The organism is Micromonospora sp. II (assembly GCF_001709195.1).
In the GTDB taxonomy this organism is placed as follows: Bacteria; Actinomycetota; Actinomycetes; order Mycobacteriales; family Micromonosporaceae; genus Micromonospora; species Micromonospora chalcea.
In genome coordinates, this window is record NZ_LYXF01000057.1 from 113597 (window position 1) to 136003 (window position 22407).

25 protein-coding genes and 1 pseudogene are annotated in these 22407 nt (G+C 72.1%); 13 read left to right on the top strand and 13 right to left on the bottom strand.

Features of this window, described 5'->3' with window-relative positions; translation table 11 throughout:
• Positions 1–52 precede the first annotated feature (52 nt).
• The 3 genes and pseudogenes from A8711_RS31715 to A8711_RS23795 form a co-directional block, all read right to left on the bottom strand.
• A pseudogene (locus A8711_RS31715) lies at positions 53–234 on the bottom strand (DUF397 domain-containing protein).
• A 52-nt stretch (positions 235–286) separates the two neighbouring features.
• Positions 287–454, bottom strand: a complete 168-nt coding sequence (locus A8711_RS31720) for a DUF397 domain-containing protein (RefSeq protein WP_082931024.1) — start codon at positions 452–454, stop codon at positions 287–289.
• 9 nt (positions 455–463) lie between these two features.
• The gene (locus A8711_RS23795) at positions 464–1306 is read right to left on the bottom strand and encodes a helix-turn-helix transcriptional regulator (protein ID WP_069089521.1); all 843 of its coding nucleotides are present in this window, start codon (positions 1304–1306) and stop codon (positions 464–466) included.
• A gap of 129 nt (positions 1307–1435) precedes the next feature.
• Between A8711_RS23795 and A8711_RS23800 the strand changes: the two genes are divergently transcribed.
• The 7 genes from A8711_RS23800 (at position 1436) to A8711_RS23835 (ending at position 4851) form a co-directional block, all read left to right on the top strand.
• Complete coding sequence (locus A8711_RS23800) at positions 1436–1624, top strand: hypothetical protein (protein WP_064447123.1); 189 nt, start codon at positions 1436–1438, stop codon at positions 1622–1624.
• Entirely contained in the window at positions 1621–1800 is a 180-nt protein-coding gene (locus tag A8711_RS23805) for a hypothetical protein (RefSeq protein WP_069089355.1), read from the top strand. Before A8711_RS23800 ends, A8711_RS23805 begins: the two co-directional genes overlap by 4 nt.
• 211 nt (positions 1801–2011) lie before the next feature.
• Positions 2012–2191, top strand: a complete 180-nt coding sequence (locus tag A8711_RS23815; protein WP_064447124.1) for a hypothetical protein — start codon at positions 2012–2014, stop codon at positions 2189–2191.
• Positions 2192–2240: 49 nt separating this feature from the next.
• A complete protein-coding gene (locus tag A8711_RS23820) occupies positions 2241–3200 on the top strand; it encodes a DUF2332 domain-containing protein (RefSeq protein WP_069089356.1) in 960 nt (319 codons plus the stop codon).
• 73 nt (positions 3201–3273) lie between these two features.
• Positions 3274–3924 (top strand): class I SAM-dependent methyltransferase, encoded by a 651-nt coding sequence (locus A8711_RS23825; protein ID WP_064447126.1) that lies wholly within the window; start codon positions 3274–3276, stop codon positions 3922–3924.
• A 58-nt stretch (positions 3925–3982) separates the two neighbouring features.
• Entirely contained in the window at positions 3983–4216 is a 234-nt protein-coding gene (locus A8711_RS23830) for a DUF5522 domain-containing protein (RefSeq protein ID WP_069089357.1), read from the top strand.
• 86 nt (positions 4217–4302) lie between these two features.
• Entirely contained in the window at positions 4303–4851 is a 549-nt protein-coding gene (locus tag A8711_RS23835; RefSeq protein WP_064447128.1) for a hypothetical protein, read from the top strand.
• Between the two features lie 6 nt (positions 4852–4857).
• On the opposite strand, the gene A8711_RS23840 is transcribed toward A8711_RS23835, so the two are convergent.
• Entirely contained in the window at positions 4858–5544 is a 687-nt protein-coding gene (locus tag A8711_RS23840) for a metal-dependent transcriptional regulator (protein WP_082931031.1), read from the bottom strand.
• Positions 5545–5642: 98 nt separating this feature from the next.
• Between A8711_RS23840 and A8711_RS23845 the strand changes: the two genes are divergently transcribed.
• The 4 genes from A8711_RS23845 (at position 5643) to A8711_RS31725 (ending at position 11212) form a co-directional block, all read left to right on the top strand.
• Positions 5643–6500, top strand: coding sequence for a sulfurtransferase (locus A8711_RS23845; protein ID WP_069089358.1), 858 nt, complete (start codon positions 5643–5645; stop codon positions 6498–6500).
• 47 nt (positions 6501–6547) lie between these two features.
• Entirely contained in the window at positions 6548–7729 is a 1182-nt protein-coding gene (locus A8711_RS23850; RefSeq protein ID WP_043325704.1) for an acetoin utilization protein AcuC, read from the top strand.
• Positions 7730–7753: 24 nt separating this feature from the next.
• Positions 7754–10309, top strand: a complete 2556-nt coding sequence (locus A8711_RS23855) for a bifunctional GNAT family N-acetyltransferase/acetate--CoA ligase family protein (RefSeq protein WP_069089359.1) — start codon at positions 7754–7756, stop codon at positions 10307–10309.
• Positions 10310–10385: 76 nt separating this feature from the next.
• A protein-coding gene (locus A8711_RS31725) for an IS5 family transposase (protein ID WP_199744113.1) occupies positions 10386–11212 on the top strand; the annotation gives its coding sequence in 2 pieces (ribosomal slippage) (positions 10386–10749 and positions 10749–11212; 828 coding nt in all).
• Positions 11213–11381: 169 nt separating this feature from the next.
• Here the strand turns inward: A8711_RS31725 and A8711_RS23870 are convergent.
• The 4 genes from A8711_RS23870 to sigB all read right to left on the bottom strand — a co-directional run bounded on the left by A8711_RS23870 (position 11382) and on the right by sigB (position 13706).
• On the bottom strand, positions 11382–11789 hold the full coding sequence (locus tag A8711_RS23870; RefSeq protein ID WP_069089361.1) for a VOC family protein: 408 nt from the start codon (positions 11787–11789) through the stop codon (positions 11382–11384).
• Positions 11786–12277 carry an SRPBCC family protein gene (locus A8711_RS23875; RefSeq protein WP_064447132.1) on the bottom strand — a complete coding sequence of 164 codons (492 nt, stop codon included), beginning with the start codon at positions 12275–12277 and terminating at the stop codon, positions 11786–11788. Before A8711_RS23875 ends, A8711_RS23870 begins: the two co-directional genes overlap by 4 nt.
• Entirely contained in the window at positions 12274–12609 is a 336-nt protein-coding gene (locus tag A8711_RS23880) for a helix-turn-helix transcriptional regulator (protein WP_043330536.1), read from the bottom strand. Before A8711_RS23880 ends, A8711_RS23875 begins: the two co-directional genes overlap by 4 nt.
• A 110-nt stretch (positions 12610–12719) precedes the next feature.
• Complete coding sequence (gene sigB, locus A8711_RS23885) at positions 12720–13706, bottom strand: RNA polymerase sigma factor SigB (RefSeq protein WP_043325701.1); 987 nt, start codon at positions 13704–13706, stop codon at positions 12720–12722.
• A gap of 220 nt (positions 13707–13926) precedes the next feature.
• Between sigB and A8711_RS23890 the strand changes: the two genes are divergently transcribed.
• Positions 13927–14715 (top strand): sporulation protein, encoded by a 789-nt coding sequence (locus tag A8711_RS23890; RefSeq protein ID WP_043330535.1) that lies wholly within the window; start codon positions 13927–13929, stop codon positions 14713–14715.
• Here A8711_RS23890 and dtd read toward each other — a convergent pair.
• Positions 14712–15134, bottom strand: coding sequence for a D-aminoacyl-tRNA deacylase (dtd, locus tag A8711_RS23895; protein ID WP_069089362.1), 423 nt, complete (start codon positions 15132–15134; stop codon positions 14712–14714). The genes A8711_RS23890 and dtd overlap by 4 nt on opposite strands.
• Positions 15134–16618 carry a methyltransferase gene (locus A8711_RS23900; RefSeq protein ID WP_043325698.1) on the bottom strand — a complete coding sequence of 495 codons (1485 nt, stop codon included), beginning with the start codon at positions 16616–16618 and terminating at the stop codon, positions 15134–15136. Before A8711_RS23900 ends, dtd begins: the two co-directional genes overlap by 1 nt.
• 180 nt (positions 16619–16798) lie before the next feature.
• On the opposite strand from A8711_RS23900, the gene A8711_RS23905 reads away from it, so the two are divergent.
• Positions 16799–18019: a S8 family peptidase gene (locus A8711_RS23905; protein ID WP_043325696.1), complete on the top strand. Its 1221-nt coding sequence runs from the start codon at positions 16799–16801 to the stop codon at positions 18017–18019.
• 74 nt (positions 18020–18093) lie between these two features.
• Here A8711_RS23905 and A8711_RS23910 read toward each other — a convergent pair whose 3' ends face one another.
• The 3 genes from A8711_RS23910 to A8711_RS23920 all read right to left on the bottom strand — a co-directional run bounded on the left by A8711_RS23910 (position 18094) and on the right by A8711_RS23920 (position 22359).
• Complete coding sequence (locus A8711_RS23910; RefSeq protein ID WP_043325695.1) at positions 18094–19293, bottom strand: type II toxin-antitoxin system HipA family toxin; 1200 nt, start codon at positions 19291–19293, stop codon at positions 18094–18096.
• A 1-nt stretch (position 19294) separates the two neighbouring features.
• The gene (locus A8711_RS23915; RefSeq protein ID WP_069089363.1) at positions 19295–20878 is read right to left on the bottom strand and encodes a DUF262 domain-containing protein; all 1584 of its coding nucleotides are present in this window, start codon (positions 20876–20878) and stop codon (positions 19295–19297) included.
• Between the two features lie 131 nt (positions 20879–21009).
• Positions 21010–22359, bottom strand: a complete 1350-nt coding sequence (locus A8711_RS23920; RefSeq protein WP_124778799.1) for a DUF2716 domain-containing protein — start codon at positions 22357–22359, stop codon at positions 21010–21012.
• Positions 22360–22407: the final 48 nt, after the last annotated feature.

Here is a 22407-nt window from a genome sequence, read left to right on the forward strand (position 1 = left end):
AGCGCGGCAGGGACCTCCCTGCCGCGCTCGCGCGTGCTTTGGCGAGTCGGGCTCAGCGCAGGGTACGGAGGAACACCTGCCACGGCTGACGCCCAAAGCGCAGAACCGGGCCGGACGCATCCTTGCTGTCGCGGATCAGGATGCTCCCGTTGACTGCGGCAATCTCACGCACGCTCCGCCGTTGTTGTCGCTGCGACTCGATTTGCGCCACTTGATGCCGATCCGGTCTGTCATGCCACCTCCATTTCCTGCCAGCGCCTGGCACGAGCACCGCCGAGGTGGGCGCTCAGCGCAGGGTGCGGAGGAACGCTTGCCACGGCTGACGCTTGAAGCGTAGAACCGCGCCGCCTGCATCCTTGCTGTCGCGGACTTCTACTGCCTGGTCGGCGTATCTCGCTTCGACGCAGGCTCCGTTGGTGCCGCTCCGGGTGCTCTTGCGCCACTGCGAGTCCACGTCCGCCTCCTACTCCACGGGCAGCGCGCCTCGGATTGCTTTGATCATTGCCGCCGAGTCGGTTGGCGACAGGGCCGCGGCGCGCAGGCTGTTGAACACCACCGTACAGCGGCGCACATCCTCGCCCTCCGCGTAGAGATCGCCCGTCAAACCCTCGATGTACACCACGCTGGGGCCGTCAGCGAAGTTGAGGATGTGGAAGCTCGACAGCATGGAAGCGTAGGCACCTTCCCGGAACGGGATCACCTGGACCGTGACGTTCCATCGGCTGCCGGCGTCGAGCAAGGCGGTGAGCTGGTCGGCCATGACGGCTGCACCACCGATCTGGCGGTGCAGGACTGCTTCGTCCAGTACAGCTACCAGGCGGAGCTTGCCCGACGAGATCAGCTCCTGGCGGTGCGTCCGGACGGCGACTCGCCTCTCGACCGCCTCGGGTGAAGGTTCGAAGGCATCCTCCGCCATCATCGCCCGCGAGTATGCCGGTGTCTGGAGCAGGCCCGGCACGACAAGCGTCTCGAAGGTCTGCACCTCCTCGGCTGCGGATYCCAATCCGATGTACTGCCGATACGACGAGGGTAGATCCCCGKATTTCGCCCACCAGCCGCGCTGCTTCCCGGTGCGCGCCATCGACAGCAGCGTGTCGCGCAGTTCGGCATCGGTGACGCCGTAGCGATCAAGCAGCGCGTTGAGCGCAGGGCCTTTGATACCGACCCGACCGGCCTCGATGCGGCGCAGGGTGCTCGCGGTCACCTCGATTGCCGCCGCTGCTTCCTCGGCGGTGACATCGGCCTGCTCTCGCGCTTTGCGTAACTGCGCCCCGAGCTGGAAGCGAACGAAGGTCGGACTTTCCATGCCGGTGATTGTGCCGCCGGCCGGCGTGCGGTGGACACGCGACACGCCCGCACGACATGCGCGCACATCGTTGACTGACTGAAAATGCGCGCGCAAAATTACCCGCGCATGAACAAAGTAGGAGGCGGCATGCGTGCTCGTGTGTCGTACGAGGAGTACGTGTTGGCGGTCGCGCTGACCCTCGCCCGGCGGCACCGTCCGGTGTGGTCCTGGCGACGCTGGCGGTGGATCTGCCGCTGCGGTGCGGAACTGCCGTGCCGCGCACGCCATCGCATCCCGATCCGTCGCGGCCACTGGCCGGGTGAGGAGCAGACGTGACGGAGCCGCAGGTCCGGCAGATCCTGTCGGTACACGTACCCGGCGTCGACGGCTTCTGCACGGGGTGCCGGGCATGGTGGGCGCGTCTGTGCCCGTACCCCTGTCAGCAGGTCGAATGGGCGGCCCGCAGGCAGGCGCGGACCGCCACCCGGCGCTTCCTGGACGGCCTCCGGTGACCACCCACGGGCCGGTTCTTCCGGTGTGGAGCTGCGGTGGGTGTGGCGCTCCGTGGCCCTGCCCGACGCGGCGTCGCGAGCTGCGGGCCGAGTTCGCCGGAGCGCCGGTGTCGTTGAGCTTGTACATGGGGTCCTATCTGGTGTGGGCGGCGGAGGATCTGACCTGGGTACCGGCCGGGGTGTTGCATCAGCGCTTCCTCGGGTGGGTGCGATGAGTGTCATTCGGCCGGGCGACGAACGGTTCCACTACTGCGACGGCTCGCACCGGTGGGTGCCGCTCGATCCGGACTTCGACCAGGAGGTCTGGGAGGCCATGGTGCGCGAGCACCAACAGCGGCACCTGGAGGAGATCTCCCGAGGGCTTCGTCCCCGTCGGCCCAAACTTCCGTAGGTGCCCACTGTCACAGCCCATCGCGTACGCGAGCTGGAATGCTCGGGGGATGAGCACGACCGACATCTATCGGGCGTTCGCCGAGCGTGAGGCGCGCGGCGTGTCCCCGGCGTACGAGCGGTTGTCGCGGGTGGTCGCCGGTGACCCGGAGCTGCTCGCCCTGCTCGACACGCTGCCGCCGGCCAAGCGTCAGCCGAACCTGCTGTTCGGGGTGGTGCGGCTGCGCGGCGGGCCGGTGGACGACCCGGCGGCGTTCCGCGCGTACGTGATGGGGCACTGGCCGGACGTGGCGGCGCAGATGCGGGTGCGGGCGACGCAGACGAACGAGGCGGGACGCTGCGCGGCTCTGCTGCCGGTGCTCGCCGCGTTGCCGCAGCCGCTGGCGTTGCTGGAGGTCGGCGCCTCCGCCGGGCTGTGCCTCTACCCGGACCGGTACGCCTACCGCTACGGCGATCGGCGGATCGGCGACGGCGAGCCGTTGCTCGACTGTGACCTGACCGGCACCGAGCCGCCGCAGCGGCTGCCCGAGGTGGTGTGGCGGGCCGGGCTGGACGTGAACCCGCTCGACGTCACCGACCCGGCCGACGTGGCCTGGCTGGAGGCGCTGATCTGGCCGGAGCACCGGCACCGCCGGGACCGGCTGCGCGCCGCGGCGGCGGTCGCGGCGGCCGATCCGCCACTGCTGGTACGCGGTGACCTGGTGGACGACCTGCCGGCGCTGGCCGAGCAGGCCCCGGCCGGGGCGACGCTCGTGGTGTTCCACAGCTCGGTGCTCTACCAGGTGCCGAAGGCGCGCCGGGACGCGTTCACCGCGCTGGTACGGACGCTGCCCGGTCACTGGATCGCCAACGAGGACCCGTCCGTGCTGCCGCACGCGGCGCTGCCCGAGCCACCCGCCGAAGGCTTCCACAACGTGCTGGCCCTGGACGGCCGCCCCCTGGCCTGGACCAGAGGCCACGGCCAGGCCCTCACCTGGCTCCCCACCCCCACCCCAACCCCGAGCGCGTGATCATGAAGTTGGCGGTGCGACACGCCGACGCGGCGACCGTCAACTTCATGATCGAGGGGTGGGGCAGGTGGGTGTGAGCGAACCCGGGTGGCTGGTGGAGACGCGGGCCGCGTACGACACGGTCGCCGAGGACTACGCGCGGCTGCTGCCCGACGTGGTGGAACCACCGCTGGACCGGGCGCTGCTGGCCGCGTACGCCGAGACGGTCGGGCCGGGCCGGCCGGTGCTGGAAGTGGGCTGCGGCACCGGTCGCGTCACCGCCCACCTGCACCGGCTCGGCCTGGACATCGGCGGCGTCGACCTGTCGCCCGGCATGGTGGCGGTGGCCCGCCGCGCGTACCCGGAGCTGCGTTTCGAGGTGGGCTCGCTGACCGAGCTGACCGTGCCCGACGCCTCGCTGGCCGGGCTGGTCTCCTGGTACTCGATCATCCACCTGCCACCGGAGCTGCTGCCCGGGGTGTTCGCCGGTTTCCACCGGGCGCTCGCCCCGGGCGGTCACCTGCTCCTCGCGGTCAAGGCCGGTGACCGGTGCGTACGGCTGGAGCGGGCGTACGGCCACGACGTCGCGTACGACGTGCACTGGCTGCCGCCGGAACGACTGGCCGCGCAACTCGCGACGGCCGGGTTCACGGTCTCGGCGACGCTGGTCCGCGCGCCGGTCGCCACGGAGCGGCAGTCCCAGGCGTTCCTGCTGGCCGAGCGGACCATCCGTGGGGGATGTTAAAAGGGGGCCCCTCCTATGCAGAAAACGTTAAGCAGGGGCCCTTCCTTACACTTCAGCGGTGCGTGACGAGCTGGCGGACCGGCCGCTTACCGAACCGCACCCGTCGCGGCTGTCGCCGGATCACCCGGGGCGGGACCGGATCCTGGCCGTGCACGCCGCCGCCCTGGCCGCCGGGGAGGCCGGCTACCTGGACCCGGAGACCGGACTGTTCGTGCTCAGCGCGGGCTTCCTGGCCCGGCGAGGGACGTGCTGCGGGCGAGGATGTCGGCACTGTCCGTACGTAACCGATTAGGGGCTTCCGTCCCCGCGCGGGCACGCCGTACGGTGTCCGACGGAACTCCGGCGGGTCGGACCCGCCGCCGACCGCGGAGGTCTCCCGTGCGTGCCCGAATCTGGCTGGCCGTGCCGGCCGTCCTGCTCGCCGCCGGCTGCGCCGAGGAGGCCCCGACGGTCGACGTGCCGACGGAGCCGCGCCCACCGGTCGCGGTCGCGGCCGCCTCCTCGGGCGGCGCCTGCCGGCTGCTCGACTTCGCGGTGATCGCCGAGCACACCGGTGGCGAGTTCGACGTGGCCGCCGCCACCGAGCGGGGCGACACGCACACGTGCGTGGTACGCGCGGCCGGGGCGGTGCTGCCGGAGCTGACGCTGTCGGTCACCGAGACATCGATCGACGCGGCCACGTTCACCCTCGACGTGCAGCCCAGCGGCGCCACGAAGATCACCAAGCTGGGTAAGGCCGGCTACCGGCGCACGCTGCCCAAGACCGCGAAGGCGGGCCCGGTCGCCGAGGTCGGCTGGCTGGCCACCGAGGGCCGGCTCGCCACCCTACGCTGGACCGCTCCCACCGGCACCGCGAAGGCGGAGGCGGACAAGACGGCCGGCAAGCTGGTCACGCTGGCCAAGGTGATCGACACCCGCCAGCTCTGACCCGGGTCAGCGGGCCGCGACGAACACCCGGGACGCCACCTCGCGGGGCAGGCGGACCCGGTCGCCGGAGCGGTCGATGGAGACGCCGTCGCGTTCCTGCGCCACGGTCACCGTCGCGCCCGGGTCGACACCGGCTGCGTGCAACTGCCGGAGCACGTCCGAGTCGGTCTGCACGCTCTCGCAGATGCGGCGCACCACGACCTGGCCGGACAGGCCCGGGAAGGCCAGGTTGCGCTCGCTCTCGCCGGCCTCGACCGGCGGCTGGCCCGGGTCGCCCAGCTCCTCCAGGCCCGGGATCGGGTTGCCGTACGGCGAGCGGGTGGGGCGGTTGAGCAGGTCGAAGACCCGCTTCTCCACCGCGTCGCTCATCACGTGCTCCCACCGGCAGGCCTCTTCGTGGGCCTCCTCGTAGGGCATCCCGATCACGTTCACCAGCAGCAGCTCGGCCAGCCGGTGCTTGCGCATCACCGACACGGCGGTGTTGCGACCCGCCGGGGTGAGGCTCAGGTGCCGGTCGCCCTCGACCGTGAGCAGGCCGTCCCGCTCCATCCGCGCGACGGTCTGGCTGACGGTCGGGCCGCTCTGCTTGAGCCGCTCGGCGATGCGGGCACGCAGCGGCGGCACACCCTCCTCCTCGAGTTCGAGGATGGTGCGCAGGTACATCTCGGTCGTGTCAACAAGGTCGTGCTTCACGTCAGCGGCCTCCCGGGCACCGATGGTACCCGTTACCACCGACCATCGACGGCAGGCGAAGCCGGAGGTGGCGGCCCGGATGGTGTTGACTGGACCGCATGTCCGCCACCGCAGACCTGCTGGTCGAGCCCGACCGGCTCGCCGCCGAACTCGATCATGCCGACCCGCCGACCCTGCTCGACGTCCGCTGGCGGCTCACCGGACCGCCCGGCCGCGCGGACTACGCTGCCGGCCACCTGCCCGGCGCGGTCTTCGTCGACCTGGACACCGAGCTGTGCGGGCGGCCCGGCGCCGCCGGCCGGCACCCGCTGCCGGACCCGGCGGCGTTGCAGGCCGCGCTGCGGGCGGCGGGCGTCCGCGCCGGTCACCCCGTTGTCGTGTACGACGGCGGCGACGGGATGTCCGCCGCCCGGGCCTGGTGGACGCTGCGCTGGGCGGGCCACCGGCAGGTGCGCGTGCTGCACGGCGGCTACCCGGCCTGGACGGCAGCCGGCCTGCCGGTCGACACCGGCGTACCCGCCCCGGCGCCGGGCGACGTGACGGTGGCGCCGGGCGCGCTGCCGGTGCTGGACGCCGCGCGGGCCGCCCGGCTCGCCGCCGCCGAGCCCGGGGTGCTGCTCGACGTACGGGCCGCGCCGCGCTACCGGGGCGAACACGAGCCGGTCGACCCGGTCGCCGGGCACGTGCCGGGCGCGGTCAACCTGCCCGCCCCGGAGTACGTCACGCAGGGCCGGTTCCCGGACGCGGACGCGCTGCGGGAGCGGTTCGCCGCCGCCGGGGTGGACGCGGGCGCGCCGGTCGGCGCGTACTGCGGCTCCGGGGTGACCGCCGCGCAGGCCGTGCTCGCGTTGCACCTGGCCGGCCGCCCGGACGCCGCGCTGTACGTCGGCTCGTGGAGCGAGTGGGTGGCCGACCCGGACCGTCCGGTCGCCACCGGTGGCACGTCCGGCCGGTGAGCGTACGTCAGGTGGGCGCACCCGGCCCCACGTGCGACGATGGCCGCATGGCCGACGACACGGTGGTGGTGTGGGACGAGGCTCTCCTCACCTACGACATGGGCGACCATCCGCTGGACCCGGTCCGGGTCGAGCTGACCATGGCGCTCGCCCGCGAGCTGGGCGTGCTGGACCGGCCCGGCGTGCGGCTGGTCAAGCCCGAGCCGGCCGACGACGCGCTGCTCACCCGCGTCCACGATCCGGCCTATCTGGACGCGGTCCGGGCCGCGCCGCGCGACCCGCTGTTCGCCGGGTTCGGCCTGGGCACCTCGGACAATCCGGTCTTCGACGGCATGCACGAGGCGAGCGCGCTGATCGCCGGCGCCACGGTGGCCGCCGCCGAGGCGGTCTGGCGCGGCGACGCCCGCCGCGCCGTGAACGTGGCCGGCGGGCTGCACCACGCCATGCCCGCCCGCGCCGCCGGCTTCTGTGTCTACAACGACCCGGCCGTGGCCATCGCCCGGCTGCTCGACCTCGGCGCGCAGCGGATCGCGTACGTGGACGTGGACGTGCACCACGGCGACGGCGTGCAGGAGATCTTCTACCGCGATCCGCGGGTGCTCACCATCAGCCTGCACGAGACGCCGCTCGCGCTGTTCCCCGGCACCGGGTTCCCGGACGAGACCGGCGGGCCGGGCGCGGAGGGCACCGCCGTCAACGTGCCGCTGCCGCCCGGAGTCGGCGACGCCGGCTGGCAGCGCGCGTTCCACGCGGTCGTGCCGTCGGTGCTGCGCGCGTACCGGCCGCAGGTGCTTGTCACCCAGTGCGGCGCCGACGGGCACCGCAAGGATCCGCTGGCCGACCTGCACCTGTCGGTGGACGGGCAGCGGGCCACCTACCGCACGCTGCGCGCGCTCGCCGACGAGCTGTGCGACGGCCGCTGGATCGCCACCGGCGGCGGCGGGTACGCGCTGGTCGAGGTGGTGCCCCGGGCCTGGACGCACCTGCTCGCGATCGCCACCGGCGAGCCGGTCGACCCGGCCACGCTGACCCCGCCGGGCTGGCGGGACCTGGCCGCGCGGCGGCGACCCGGGCACGAGGTGCCGCTGCGGATGACCGACGACGTCGACCCGTCGTACCAGCCGTGGCAGCCCAGCGGCGAGCCGAACGCGGTGGACCGGGCCGTCGCGGCCACCCGCAAGGCCGTCTTCCCGCTGCTCGGGCTCGACCCGCACGACCCGCGCGACTGAGCCGGCGGCAGGGAGGACCGACCGGTGACCACCGTCGAACAACCGGTGGACGTGCTGCTCAGCGACGGTACGACCGTCCAGCTGCGACAGATCCGTCCCGAGGACGCGCCCGAGATCGTGGCCATGCACGGCCGCTTCTCCGAGCGCACCCGCTACCTGCGCTACTTCTCGCCGTACCCGCGTATCCCGGAACGCGACCTGAAGCGCTTCGTCAACGTCGACCACCGCGACCGGGAGGCGTTCGTGGTGCTCGCCGGCGAGCGGATCGTCGCCGTCGGCCGGTACGAGCGCCTCGGCCCCGCCTCGCCTGAGGCCGAGGTGGCGTTCGTGGTCGAGGACGCCTACCAGGGCCGGGGCATCGGCTCGGTGCTGCTGGAGCACCTGGCCGACGCGGCCGGACGCAACGGCATCGTGCACTTCGTCGCCGAGGTGCTCCCGGCCAACGGGGCGATGTTGCGGGTCTTCGCCGACTTCGGCTACCAGGTCCAGCGCCAGTACGCCGACGGCGTGGTGCACCTGACCTTCCCGATCGCGCCGACCGAGGCGACGCTCGAGGTGCAGCGCGGCCGGGAGCACCGTACCGAGGCCCGCTCGATCGCCCGGCTGCTCGCGCCACGCGGCATCGCCGTCTACGGCGCCAGCACCACCGGTCAGGGCGTCGGCGCGGCGCTGCTCGGGCACCTGCGCGACGGCGGGTTCACCGGCGCGATCGTGCCGGTGCACCCGAGCGCGGCGACGGTGGCGGGGCTGCCCGCGTACCCGTCGGCGGCCGACGCCGGCCAGGACGTCGACCTCGCCGTGGTGGCGGTCCCGCCGGACGCGGTGACCGACGTGGTCCGCGACGCGGCCCGGGCGGGCGCGCACGGCCTGGTGGTGATCTCGGCCGGGTTCGCCGAGTCCGGCCCGGCCGGCGCGGCGGCGCAGCGCGCGCTGGTCCGCGCCGCGCACCTGGCCGGTATGCGGGTGGTCGGCCCGAACTGCCTCGGCGTCGCCAACACCGACCCGGCGGTACGCCTCAACGCCACGCTCGCCCCGGTGCTGCCCGCGGCGGGCCGGGTCGGCGTGTTCAGCCAGTCCGGCGCGTTCGGGGTGGCGCTGCTGGCCGAGGCGTCCCGGCGCGGGCTCGGCCTGTCCAGCTTCGTGTCGGCCGGCAACCGGGCCGACGTGTCCGGCAACGACCTGCTGCAGTACTGGCAGGACGACCCGGCCACCGACGTCATCACGCTCTACCTGGAGACGTTCGGCAACCCGCGCAAGTTCGCCCGGCTGGCCCGGCGCATCGGCCGCAGCAAGCCGGTGGTGGCGCTCGCCTCGCTGGCCCGGCCGCCGGGCGTGGGGGAGGCGCCCGCGCTGGACGCGGCGGCGGTGAGCGCGCTGTTCGCCCAGTCCGGGGTGATCCGGGTGGACACCGTGTCCGAGCTGCTCGACGTGGGTGTGCTGCTGGCCCACCAGCCGCTGCCCGCCGGGCGGCGCGTCGCCGTGGTGGGCAACTCGTCGGCGCTGACCGGGCTGGCCGCCACCGCCTGCGCCGCTCAGGGACTGACGGTCGCCGACGGGTACCCGCGGGACGTCGGGCCGAGCGCCGGGGCCGCCGCGTACGCCGCCGCGCTCGGTGACGCGGTCGCCGGCGAGCGGGTGGACGCCGTGGTGGCGGTGTTCGCGCCGCCGCTGCCGGGCCAGCTCGCCGACCCGGTGGCCGACTTCGCCTCGGCGCTGCCCGACGCGCGGGTCACCGGCAAGCCGGTGGTGGCGACGTTCCTCGCCGGGCTGGTGCCGGCCGGGGTGCCGGCGTACCCGAGCGTGGAGGAGGCGGTACGCGCGCTGGGCCGGGTCACCGCGTACGCGGACTGGCTCCGGCGGCCCGCTGGGGTGCTGCCGGAACTTCCCGACGTGGACCGCACGGCCGGGCACGCCGCGCTGCGCCCCGACGGGGCCGACGCGGCGGCGTTGCTGCGCGCGTACGGCATCGACGTGGTGGAGTCGGTCCCGGCGACCACGACGGAGGAGGCGCTGGCCGCCGCCGAGCGGCTCGGCTGGCCGGTGGCGCTCAAGGCCGCCGCCCCCGGGCTGCGGCACCGCCTCGACCTCGGCGCGGTACGCCTCGACCTGGCCGACGCCGCCGCGCTGCGCCGCGCGTACGCCGAGATGGCCCCGGTGTTCGGCGCGGAGGTGCTGGTCCAGCCGATGGTCGCGCCCGGCGTGGCGTGCGTGGTGGAGCTGGTGGAGGATCCGGCGTTCGGGCCGGTGGTCGGGTTCGGGCTCGGTGGCGTGGCGACCGAGCTGCTCGGCGACCGGGCCTGGCGGGCGGTGCCGCTGACCGACCGGGACGCCGCCGAACTGGTCGACGAGCCCCGGGCCGCGCCGCTGCTGCACGGGCACCGGGGCGCCGCGCCGGTGGACCGGGCGGCGCTGGTCGACCTGCTGGTGCGGGTCGGGCGGCTCGCCGACGAGCAGCCCCGGGTGCGGTCGCTCACGCTGAATCCGGTGCTGGCCCGGCCGGACGGCATCTCGGTGCTGCACGCCACCGTGCGCACCGGCGCGGAGGTGGCGCGCCCCGACACCGGCCCCCGCCGCTTGTAAGGAAGGGCCCCTTAGAGGTCCTAACTTTTTGAGGGTGGGCGTAACCGACTGGATGTGAGGGTCGTTTCGTCTGGACATGAGGAGGGGTGAGCAGCCGCCGTGGATCGTCTCGGATGAGTTGTGGGCCGAGATCGCACCGCTGCTGCCACCCCGCCCACCACGCCGTAGTCGGTATCCGGGGCGTAAGCCGCTGGATGACCGCAAGGTGTTGTGCGGGATCTTGTTCGTGCTCTATACCGCGATCCCGTGGGAGTACCTGCCCCAGGAGTTGGGCTTCGGGTCGGGGATGACCTGCTGGCGCAGGTTGCGGGACTGGAACCAGGCCGGAGTGTGGCAACGGCTACACGAGCTGCTCCTGGCCCGGCTACGCGGCACCGGGCAACTGGACATGTCCAGGGCGGTGATCGACGGCTCGCACATTCGGGCGCTCAAGGGCGGCCCAAAACCGGTCCGAGCCCGGTCGACCGCCGCAAACCTGGCTCGAAACACCACGTCATCACCGACGCCGGCGGCATCCCCCTCGCTGTCACACTGACCGGCGGGAACAGGCACGACTCCACCCAGACCACCGCCCTGCTCGACGCCATCCCCGCGATCGGCGGCCGACCAGGACCACCACGGCGGCGCCCCGACCGGCTGTATGCCGATCGGGGCTACGACTACGACAGCCACCGCCACCAGATCCGCGCCCGCGGCGTCACCCCCGTCATCGCCCGACGCGGCACACCCCACGGCTCCGGCCTCGGCACCCGACGCTGGGTCGTGGAACGCACCATCGCCTGGCTGCACTGGTTCCGCCGCCTACGCATCCGCTGGGAAATCCGCGACGACATCCACGAAGCCTTCCTCAGGCTCGCCTGCGCCCTCATCTGCTGGCGCCACATCCAACGCACCCAAAGTTAGGAGTTCTTATTAACGCCTCCGGTAGAGGAAGGGCCCCTTCTTAACAGCGCCCGCCCGCGCGACCCGCAGCGCCCGCCCGCGCGACCCGCAGCGCCCGCCCGCGCGACCCGCAGCGCCCGCCCGCGCGACGGCCGCGCGTCGCCGCGCCCGACCGCGGGCGCCGCAGCGCTCAGCCGCGGGCGGAGATCTGCTGCACCGACCACCCGTTGCCGTCGGGGTCGTGGAAGAAGACGAAGCCGACGTTGTCCAGCGGGTGCGGCACCGGGTGCGGGTTCTGGCCCATCACCTGGATCTCGCTCACCTCGACGCCCCGCTCGACCAGTTCGGCGCGCGCCCGTTCCAGGTCGGCCACGACGAGTTGCAGGCCCTTGAGTGAGCCCGGCGGCATCTCCGGTACGACGCCCCGGCCGAGGACGATCGAGCAGCCGGAGCCCGGGGGAGTGAGTTGCACGATCCGCCCCATCCCGCCGAGATCGGTGTCGTGGTCGACGGCGAAGCCGAGCCGTTGCGCGTAGAACTCCTTGGCCCGGTCCAGGTCGGAGACCGGTACGACCACCACTTCCAGCGTCCAGTTCATGTTGTCGCTCCTGTTGTCGAGTCGGTGTGCAGCACGGCGGTGAGCCGGTCGAACGCCTCGCTCAGGCCGCGGATCATCGGGTAGCGCAGGACGGTGTCGCGGCCCTGCGGGGTGGCGTAGCGCAGGTGGGTGACGACTGTCGTCCGGTCCGCCGAGCCGGTGAAGTCGTGCCGCACCAGCGTCTCGCCCGGGTAGGACTGGTCGTCGAAGAGTTCGGTGCAGACCAGCCGCGCCGGCGGGTCGATCTCCCGGTACGTGCCGCCCTGGGCCATCAGGTCGCCGTCCGGCCCGCGGGAGACGAACCGCCAGCGTCCGCCCACCCGCAGGTCCACCTCGCACTCGACGAGATGCCAGCCGCGTGCGCCCCACCATCGCATCAGCAGTTCGGGGCGGGTGAAGGCGGCGAACACCAGATGCCGGGGAGCGGCGAAGTCGCGGCTGAGGCGGATCTCCCGGTCGCCGTGCAGGGTCACGGTCAGGCCGGTCACCGCTGCTCCTCGGCGGTCAGTTCGGCGAGCACCTCGTCCAGGCGCGCGTAGCTCTCGGCCCAGTAGTCCCGGTAGTTCGCCAGCCACGCCACGGCCTCCCGCAGCGGCCGGGCGTCGAGCCGGCAGGGGCGGCGCTGCGCGTCCCGGCCGCGGGTGACCAGGCCGGCGCGTTCGAGCACCTTGAGGTGCTTGGAGACGGCCGGCTGGCTCATCGCGAACGGCTCGGCCAGCTCGGTGACTGTGGCCTCCCCGGCGGCCAGCCGGGCGAGGATGGCCCGCCGGGTGGGGTCGGCGAGCGCGGCGAAGGTGGCGTCGAGCAGATCCGGGGGCACGTTCATAACCTCCTGGTTTTGTAACCATTCGGTTCTATACGCTGGGAGGTGCCCCGGTCAAGCGCGACAGGCCCCGGCGAACCGCCGGGGCCTGTCGGGGCAGGGGTGGATCAGCAGGCGTACGCCTCCAGCCGGTTCGCCCGCTCCGGGTCGCGCAGCTTCAGCAGCGTCACCTTCTCGATCTGCCGGATCCGCTCCCGGGACAGCCCGAACTCGCGGCCCACCTCGTCCAGCGTGCGCTGCCGGCCGTCGTCCAGGCCGAAGCGCAGCCGGATCACCGCCTGCTCCCGCTGGGACAGCGTGGCCAGCACAATCCGGACCTCGTTGCGCAGCTCGCCATTGGTGGCGGCGTCACCGGGCTCGGTACGCGGGTCGACGGCGGCGACGAAGTCGCCGAGCGCGCTCTCGCCGTCCTCGCCGACGGCCTGGTCCAGGCTGACCGGCTCCCGGTCGTAGGAGATCAGCTCGATCACCTGGAACTCGGGGATCTCCAGCGCCACAGCCACCTCGCTCACGGTGGGCTCGCGACCCAGCGACACGGACAGCTCACGGCGTACCCGGACCATCCGGTTGACCTGCTCGACCATGTGCACGGGGATGCGGATGGTGCGGGCCTGGTCGGCCATGGCGCGGGTGATGGCCTGGCGGATCCACCAGGTGGCGTAGGTGGAGAACTTGTAGCCCTTGGTGTAGTCGAACTTCTCGACGGCGCGGATGAGGCCGAGGTTGCCTTCCTGGATGAGGTCGAGGAAGGCCATGCCGCGACCGGTGTAGCGCTTGGCGATGCTCACCACCAGCCGCAGGTTCGCCTCCAGCAGGTGGTCCTTGGCGGCGCGGCCCTCGGCCGCGATCAGCGCCAGATCCGCGCGCAGCTCGGCGGAGACGGGGGTGCAGGTGGCCAGCTTCTCCTCGGCGAAGAGGCCGGCCTCGATCCGCTTGCTCAGCTCGACCTCCTGCGCCGCGGTGAGCAGCTTGGTGCGGCCGATGCCGTTCAGGTACGCCCGGACCAGGTCGGTGGAGACGCCGCGCTCGTCGGTGGCGTCGAGGTCCGTGAGGGTGACGTCCATGTCCTGGTGCTCGATCATCTGCTGGGTCATCTCTGTTCTCCCCGTGTCCGACGTGCCTACCGGTCCCGTGCCGCCCACGCGGTGGGGGCCGATGACAAACAGCTTGGCGGTCGGGGCGTGAGACGGGAGTGAGGCGATCGGGGACCCGACAGGAATCCACGTGGGAATCCGGCATTCCCTTGTCCGGCGCGGTTACCGTGCCACCGACCGGCCGTCGGGGCCGGCCCGGCACTGATGATCGGAGAACGTGGTGGTCTTCAAGCGGCTCATGCAGGCGATGGGTGTGGGCGGACCGTCGGTGGAGACGGTCCTGGCCAACCCGAACTGTCGCCCGGGCGGCGTTCTGGAGGGCCGGATCCAGGTGGTCGGCGGCGACCACCCGGTGGACGTGAGCTACGTCGCGCTCGGTCTGGTCACCCGGGTCGAGGTGGAGAGTTCCGATTCGGAGTACGACGTCAACCAGGAGTTCGGCCGCGCCCAGATGACCGGCGCGTTCCGGCTGGAGCCGGGGCAGCGCTACGACGTGCCGTTCCGCTACCAGGTGCCCTGGGAGACCCCGCTCACCGACCTGTACGGCCAGCACCTGCACGGCATGACGATGGGTCTGCGTACCGAGCTGGAGGTGGCCCGGGCGGTGGACAAGGGCGACATGGACGCCGTGTCGGTGCACCCGCTGCCCGCCCACGAGCGGCTGCTGGAGGCGCTGCTGCGGCTGGGCTTCCGCTTCGCGCGCGCCGACGTCGAGCGTGGGCACATCTACGGCGTACGCCAGCAGTTGCCCTTCTACCAGGAGATCGAGTTCTACCCGGCGCCGCAGTACGCGGGCGCGATGAACCAGCTCGAGGTCACCTTCGTCACCGATCCGCAGCAGGTGCACGTGGTGCTGGAGCTGGACAAGCGGGGCGGCCTGTTCACCGAGGGCCGCGACGCCTTCGGCCGGTTCACGGTGGACCACGCCACGGCGGAGCAGACCGACTGGGCCGCCCAGCTCGACGGCTGGCTGCGGCAGTCGCTGTCCCGCCGTGGGCTGTTCTTCTAGAGATCGAGCACGAGGGTCCGGGGGCCGACGTTGACGCTCTCCACGAGCATGTGGGCGCGGAAGCGGCCGGTCTCCACCTTCGCGCCCCGGGCGCGCAACTGTTCGACCACCGCGTCCACCAGGGGTTCGGCCACCTCCGCGGGCGCGGCGGCGGTCCAGCTCGGCCGCCGGCCCTTGCGCGCGTCGCCGTATAGCGTGAACTGGCTGACCACCAGCAGCGGCGCGCCGACGTCGGCGGCGCTGCGTTCGTCGTCGAGGATGCGCAGCTCGTGCAGCTTGCGGGCCATCGTGGCGGCCACCTGCGGGGTGTCGGTGTGGGTGACACCGAGCAGCACCAGCAGCCCGTCGGTGATCTCACCGGTCACCTCGTCGTCGACTGTCACCCGGGCCCGGCCGACCGTCTGCACCACCGCCCGCATCAGTCGGTCACCGGCTCGATGATGCCGCGCTCGACCAGGTGCGCCACGATCGGCCCGGCCGCCTCGGCCAGCTCGTCCGGCGCCACGTCGTGCGCGGCGGCCAGCAGCGAGAGCTGGTCGCGCAGCGGCAGCCGGCCGTCCGCGCCGCCGACCAGGGCGAGCACCAGCGGGTCGATCTCCTCCGACCAGCGCAGCCCGCGCGGCATGGCCAGGACCTGCCGGTCCACCGCCCAGCCGTCGTCGCCCATGGTGGCCTCCTGCCGGAGCTGGAGCCCTTCGGCGGCGCGGTAGCGGGCGGCGAGCAGGCCCTCGGTGTCCCGGGCGCGCAGCCAGTCCTGCCTGGTGAACCACTCGCCGATCCGGTCGCCCAGCGGCGGCTCGACCCGCTGGCGCAGGTCCTCCACCCGGACGACCGGCTGGGCGTGGCCGGAGCGGCGTAGCGAGACGATGCCGAAACCGATCGCCTCCACCTTGTGCGCGTCGAACCAGTCCAGCCAGGCTGCCATCCGCTGCGGGTCGGCGCTCTCGCCGACGTCGGTCAGCCAGAGGTTCACGTACGCCATCGGGTCGGCCACCTCGCGCTGGATGACCCAGGCGTCCAGGCCGGTGCCGGCGAACCAGCCGGTGACCCGCTCGGCCCAGTCCTCACCGGTGACGTGCACCCAGTTCGCCAGGTACTGCATGGTGCCGCCCTCGGTGAGCAGGTCCGGCGCGGCGGCGGCCAGTTCCGCGCCGATCGCGTCGCCGACCCGCCCGGAGTCCCGGTAGACGTGCGTGGTTGTGCCCGGCCCGACCACGAACGGCGGGTTGCTGACCACCAGGTCGAAGCGGCGTCCGGCCACCGGGGCGACCATGTCCCCGCGCAGCAGTTCCCAGTCCTGTCCGTTGAGCGCGGCGGTGGTGGCGGCGAACCGCAGCGCCCGCTCGGAGACGTCGGTGGCGGTGACCCGGCGGGCGTGGGTGCCCAGGTGCAGCGCCTGTACGCCGGAGCCGGTGCCGAGGTCGAGTGCGGTGTCCACGACCGGGCGTACGGCCGCCGAGATCAGCGTCTGGGTCGCGCCGCCGATGCCCAGCACGTGCTCGGCGTGCAGCGGACGGCCGGGCCGGGCGCTGGCGGGCACGTCGGCGAGCACCCACCAGTCGTCGCCGTACGGCTCCAGGTCGACTCCGGCGCGCAGGCCGTCGCCGTGCCGCTCGACGATGCCCCCGGCCAGCGCCTCGTCCAGCGCCAGCGGGGCCAGCGCGTCGGCGACCGCCGCCTCCGGCTCGGTCTGGTCGCAGATGAAGACGCGGATCAGCGTGGCCAGCCGGTCCCGGTCCTCGGTGGCGCGCAGCGCGGCCCGGTAGTCGTTGCGGGCCACGCCGCCGGTGCCCTGCGGGCCCAGGCGGTCGGCGATCCCGTTGGCGGTGAAGCGGGCGAGTGTCAGCGCGGTGCGCAGCGCGTCGACCCCGGCGGGGGAGAGCAGCATGTCGTGACGGTCCACGTGCTCATCCTGCCTCGGGCGCCGTCCGGCGTGGCGCGCACCCGCCGATCCATAACGTGGACCGTATCTATCGGCAACTATCTCTTTCATGTTTGTCGATCTCTGGTTAGCATTCCTGCCAACATCCGTCGATGGGGTGATCCGGCCACAAACCGGGCTGCCCCGGTAGGGAGCCAGACGATGCCCGACGTGTCCCTTCCCCGGCGCCGCGCGCTGCGTGCGCTCGCCGTCACGGCCGCCGCCGCGGCCTTCGCCGCCGCCGCCTCCACGCCCGCTCTCGCCGCACCCACCGGGGAGATCCGGTACGCCGGTGCCGCCGACGCCGTCAGCGGCAGCTACGTGGTCGTGCTCAAGGGCGACGCGGTCGGCACCGCGAACACCCTCGCCGCCCGTACCGCCGTTCCGGACCGGGCCGCCGGCCTGGCCAAGCGCTACGGCGGCAACGTCGGCACGGTGTGGAGCTCCGCTCTCACCGGCTACAGCGCGAAGATGACCGCCGCCCAGGCGCGCCGGCTCGCCGCCGACCCGGCGGTCGCGTACGTCGAGCAGGACCGCGTCATGACCACCCAGGGCACCCAGACCGGGGCCACCTGGGGCCTGGACCGGATCGACCAGCGCAACCTGCCGCTGAACAGCACCTTCACCTACCCGAACACCGCCAGCAACGTGCGCGCCTACATCATCGACACGGGCATCCGCACCACGCACAGCGACTTCGGCGGCCGGGCCACCTGGGGCACCAACACGGTCGACACCAACAACACCGACTGCAACGGCCACGGCACCCACGTCGCCGGCACCGTCGGCGGCACCAAGTACGGCGTGGCCAAGGGCGTGCGCCTGGTGGCCGTCAAGGTGCTCAACTGCTCCGGCAGCGGCACCACCGCCGGCGTGATCAGCGGCGTCAACTGGGTCACCTCGAACGCGGTGAAGCCGGCCGTGGCCAACATGAGCCTCGGCGGCGGCGCCAGCACCACGCTGGACAACGCGGTGGCCAACTCGATCAACTCCGGCATCACGTACGCGCTCGCGGCCGGCAACTCCAGCGCCAACGCCTGCAACTCGTCGCCGGCCCGGGTCGCCGCGGCGATCACGGTGGGCGCCACCACCAGCACCGACGCCCGTGCCTCCTACTCCAACTACGGCTCCTGCGTGGACATCTTCGCCCCGGGTTCGTCGATCACCTCGGCGTGGCGGACCAGCGACACCGCCACCAACTCGATCAGCGGCACCTCGATGGCGTCCCCGCACGTGGCCGGCGCGGCGGCGCTCGTGCTGTCCGCCAACACCTCCTACACCCCGGCTCAGGTGGCCAGCTACCTGACCAGCAACGCCACCACCGGCAAGGTGACCAGCCCGGGCTCGGGCTCGCCGAACCGGCTGCTCTTCGTCGTCAACTGACGACACGGGTGACCTGACCACACCGTGGGCCGCGGCCCGGTGGACCTCCCAGAGGTCCGCCGGGCCGCGTCACGTCAGTGAGCGGACTGACAGATCGGCAGGCTCGTCAGCCGCTGGGAGTAGTGGTCGGCCAGGGCCGGAAAACGGGCATGAGTCTCGTTCATCAGGCCGCTGTGCCACGCCTCGCGGAGGCGGTCCACCGTCCGGGCGACCGTCTCCAGTGTGCGGCCCGGATCACCGCCTGCACCGTCCGCCAGTCGGTGGAAGTGCTCCTGGTCGATGAGCGCCGGGACGGTCTCGGCGCCGAGGCTGAGCGCCAACGGCGACCAGCGGTAACGGGAATAGACCGACAGTGAGTGGAAGTCGTAGACCGGAGCCAGGCGTGGCGTGCGGCCGTCCGGATAGATCAGGGCCCAGTTCTTCAGGTGCCCGTCGGTGTTTCCGACCACCAGCATCGCGACCAAGCGGCTGATGAAGTCGAGGTAGCCGTCCTCTCCGGTGAGTTGGAGGATCGCTGCGGCCAACGTGTCGTAGCTCGCGCCCGACTCGCTGTACTTGAACATCGGCCCGATGTCCGCAACCTGGGCGAAGTCCTCCACGTGGATACGCCCGGTGGTCGACCGGTCGAACCGCCGGATGAGGTAGACGAGGTCACCGGGATCGATCATTCCGTCGGGGAGACCCTTCACGGCATCCGCCCGGATCAGGTCCACCGGCGGCACCGGGAAGTCAGCCGCGCGAAGCCAACTCATCGTGAGGTACTCGTTGACGGGAAGATTTCGCAGGCCCTGGTCGGGCAGCTTCACGATCCACCAGGAACCCTGCCCGCTCACGGGAACAGCCAGGCGGTCTGCGGAGATCGAATACTTGAGCTGCACGCCTGCCAGGGAATGCCGCAGAGGATGGTTCGCTTCATCCAGCGCGTTGGAGATCACGTCATCCGCCGGCTCGACATCGGCGTGAACCGTCACCGCCCCCGGCAGGTTGCCGCCCACACGTAGCAGCAGCGTGAAGTCGCCGATGTTCCCCCCGCCCAGTTCCCGGACGATCTGGCGGCGGAGGGCACCCTCCGGCAGGAGGTTGGCGAACCAGGCGGGCAGGCCCACCCTCGCCCGCCGGATCGCCCGCGGATCGTCCTCGAAGACCTGCCCCAGCACTTGGTGCCGGGGCGAGGCGAGATCGTCGTCGTAGCTGAACTCCGAGCCGCCCTGCCGGAACCTCAGCTCGCCTACCTGTCTACCGTGCAGCCGTACTTCGGCAGTGACGACTGCCATGTCAGGCGACCGGTCGGAGAATGTCAGCCATCGCGCGGCCGTCCCGCGCGCCCCACTCGGCCATGCGGTTGACGTGCTCGGTGATGGTCCGCTCGCACGACCTGCCGCGTAGCTCGAGGAAGGCTGGCCAGTCTTCGCGCGCCAATCGTTCCTGCGCTTGCTCGTCGATCAGGTGGCTGGCGGCGACGGCCGGTTCAGCCGACGCGAGGAGCTGCGGTGACGGGCGTTCCCCGGGCGGCAGGATGAACCGGTTGGCGATCGTTCCGCCAGCGTGTCCACTGACGGCCAGGAGTGGTCTCAACGGGCTCCCTTGGTCGAGCAGGCGGCTGACGTCCAGAATCTCGCCCCGGAACGGGTCGCGAGGTTCGGCAGAGAGCAACCCGAGCGTGTTGAGCTTCGCCATCGCGTGATTGAAGTGGACCTTGTCCAGTTCCGCGACGAAATCCGGGAACTGCTGCACCTGCCGCAGCAGGTTCGTTGCCGCAGCTTGCGCGGTGGAGGTGCCGACCGCCTCGACCTGGCTGCGGATGTCCGCGACGCTCACTGCGCGGGCCCGCGTTCCAGCGACCGCGCTCCGCCAGACCCAGCGTCGAAGCAGAGTCGCCGGCCGGCCGGCCGGTACGCCGTGCAAGCGGATGAAACGGACCAGGATCGGCAGCACGTGGGAGTAGGGCAGCAGCCTGATGTGTGGGATGCCGCAGGTACCGCGGAGGAATTCGACGGCCTCACGCAGTCGTGCGGCGACCTCGCGCAGCGTCTCGCCCGGGTCGTCCCGCGGCCCGAACTCCTGGCGGAAGTCCTCCCGGAAGATGTCTCCACCTCGGTACGCCAGGACGCAGCGGAGGGTCAACCGATCGTCAAGCGCGCCGAATCCCAGGACGGCGGGAACCTGACCCAGTTCGTGCAGGCTGCTCAACTCGTCGCCGACGGCGCCGGCATGCAGAGCCTGGAAGACCTCGGACTTGGTCAGGCGTTTGCCGGTCGAGTTCATCCGCGTGAAGATCTCGAGCAGCGCGTGCTCATCGGCGGAGTGCACCACGTAGGTCGGGATCTGGTACTCGCGGATCGCTTTGGCGGCTTGGTCGGCCAGCGCTAGCTGACTCTCTGACAGCCACGAGTTGTCGCGCATCCAGCGGAGCAGGACCGCGGTGTCGAGCAGGAAGCTGACGGGCACCCAGGTACGTGGGGGCCGTTGACGGGTGCCGGCGGTGTGAAATTCGCCGGTGTCGAGATCGAGGTGGATGCGAAATCGTGGATCGACAGCTTGGTCAGCCATGGTCAGCGCGCCGACGATGGACACGATGCGCTGCTGCCCGTCCACCACCCAGAGGGCGGCGGTTACCTCGGGAGCCTCGATGTCGAGCGGCCCCACCTGGAGCCGCTGGGCCGGTGCGGGGCGTTGCCAGAGAAGCAGATTCCCGATTGGAAATCCGCGCAACAGACTGTCGAAGAGCCGGACGATGTCCGATCCCTCCCACTTGAAGGAGCGCTGAAAGGGGGGAATCCGCACCAGCCCTGCCGTGACGTCCCGGACCAGATCTTCGGGCGTGCGGTACTCGACGCGGGGCCTCTCCAGACTCGGCACGGCAACCTCCGTTGGGACGACGCACCGAGGGTAACCGTTCTGCTCCTCGCGGCTTGTTCAGGCACTCGATGTCTCCTGTCGGAGAGTCGGCACCCACGACCGCCGACCAGAGCGGCAACCCAGGGAGACGTTCACGGGCCGCTGACGCTGTGCCCGTCCGGGCCGAAACTCCAGATGTTGCCCACGGGACGGCCCCCACGGCGGAGAACGGTTCCGAGCAGGGCGGTGAGGTCGGCCTCGACCGCGGCGAGCAGATCACCGCCGAAGACGCAGAGCGATTGGCCCCACGGGTCGCCGAACGTGCCCAGCCGCAGGTCGGCTGTGGTGAAAAGGCGGTGGTCGCCGCGGTCCGGGAAGGCGCAGCGCGGCGTAGGCGGTTGCCCCGGCCCGCCGGTCCGTCGCGGGTCGAAGTGGTATCCCTGGACGAACGGATGAAGGGCATACACGCGCTCGCCGGGGCGAACGGTGGCCCGCAGGCCGCGCTGGACGATCGACTCCAGTGCCGCGATGCCTGCCTCGTCCTCCTCGATCGCGGCGAGGTGCCAGGCCACCGACTCCGGCGGCTCCACCAGCCGAGGATGAGCCTGCGTTGCGGCCGAGAACTCCCACTGAGAGGCGAAGCGCCCCCAGATCTCATCCCCCTGCGGATCGTCGAAGACCAGCACCACCGGACGCTCCCGCGCCGGCGGGTTCGGGGGAGACCAGTGGTAGGAACGGACCGTCGTCACATCATGGAAGCCCACGCCCAGAAGCATCGCCCGGAGATCACCGGTGGCCTCCGCGACAACGTATCGCCATCGGCAGCCATCCGGCGGACGAGAATCCCCCGGGTGCCGGGTACGCAGGTCGATCCAGGCCCGCCAACCGGGCAGGAATGCGGGCTCAGGCAAGGTCATGCCGCCGATGGAGACGAACTCGGTGCCGTCGACGAGGATGGCCCAGCCGGCTGCCAGAGCCCATCCGTCGAGTTCTCGCACCGCCAGGTTTCGGCACCAGCCGATGGCGTCGCCGTCCGCCTCCGACTGCGCCAGCGTCGTCCGGTGCGGGCCGGAGGCCGCAGCCATCGCCTGTACCCGCGCCAGCAGTGGGTGCTCCCCGAACGTGACCTCCCGGACGCGCTGTCCGACGGGAAGCGGAAACGGTGCGGAGGGCAGGGAGTCGATCGGAGCCACCAGCACGTGACGTTCCCAGCCGGGGGTGAATCGGGCGGCGACGAGGTGCTCGGCGAGCTGCGGTGGATCGTACGCGTGGACCTTCCACTCGACCGGCTCGCCGCTTGCGGCGAAGGCTTCTTGCTGCCGCCGGATCAGGGCGCCCAGCCCGGCCCCGGGCAGGTCACGGTGGTCCACCGTGCCGTGGGTGCCGAAATGCGCCCGTACGACGGGTCCGTCCTGCTCGAAGACGACTCCGAGTGGGCCGAGGGCCGGCGGTGTCCAGGCCCGCAACTGAGTGTCGTAGGCGGCGAGCAACTCATCGGCCACGGACGGCACCGGCTGTTCCCCCGTTCCCGTACTGGATCCGTAAGTATT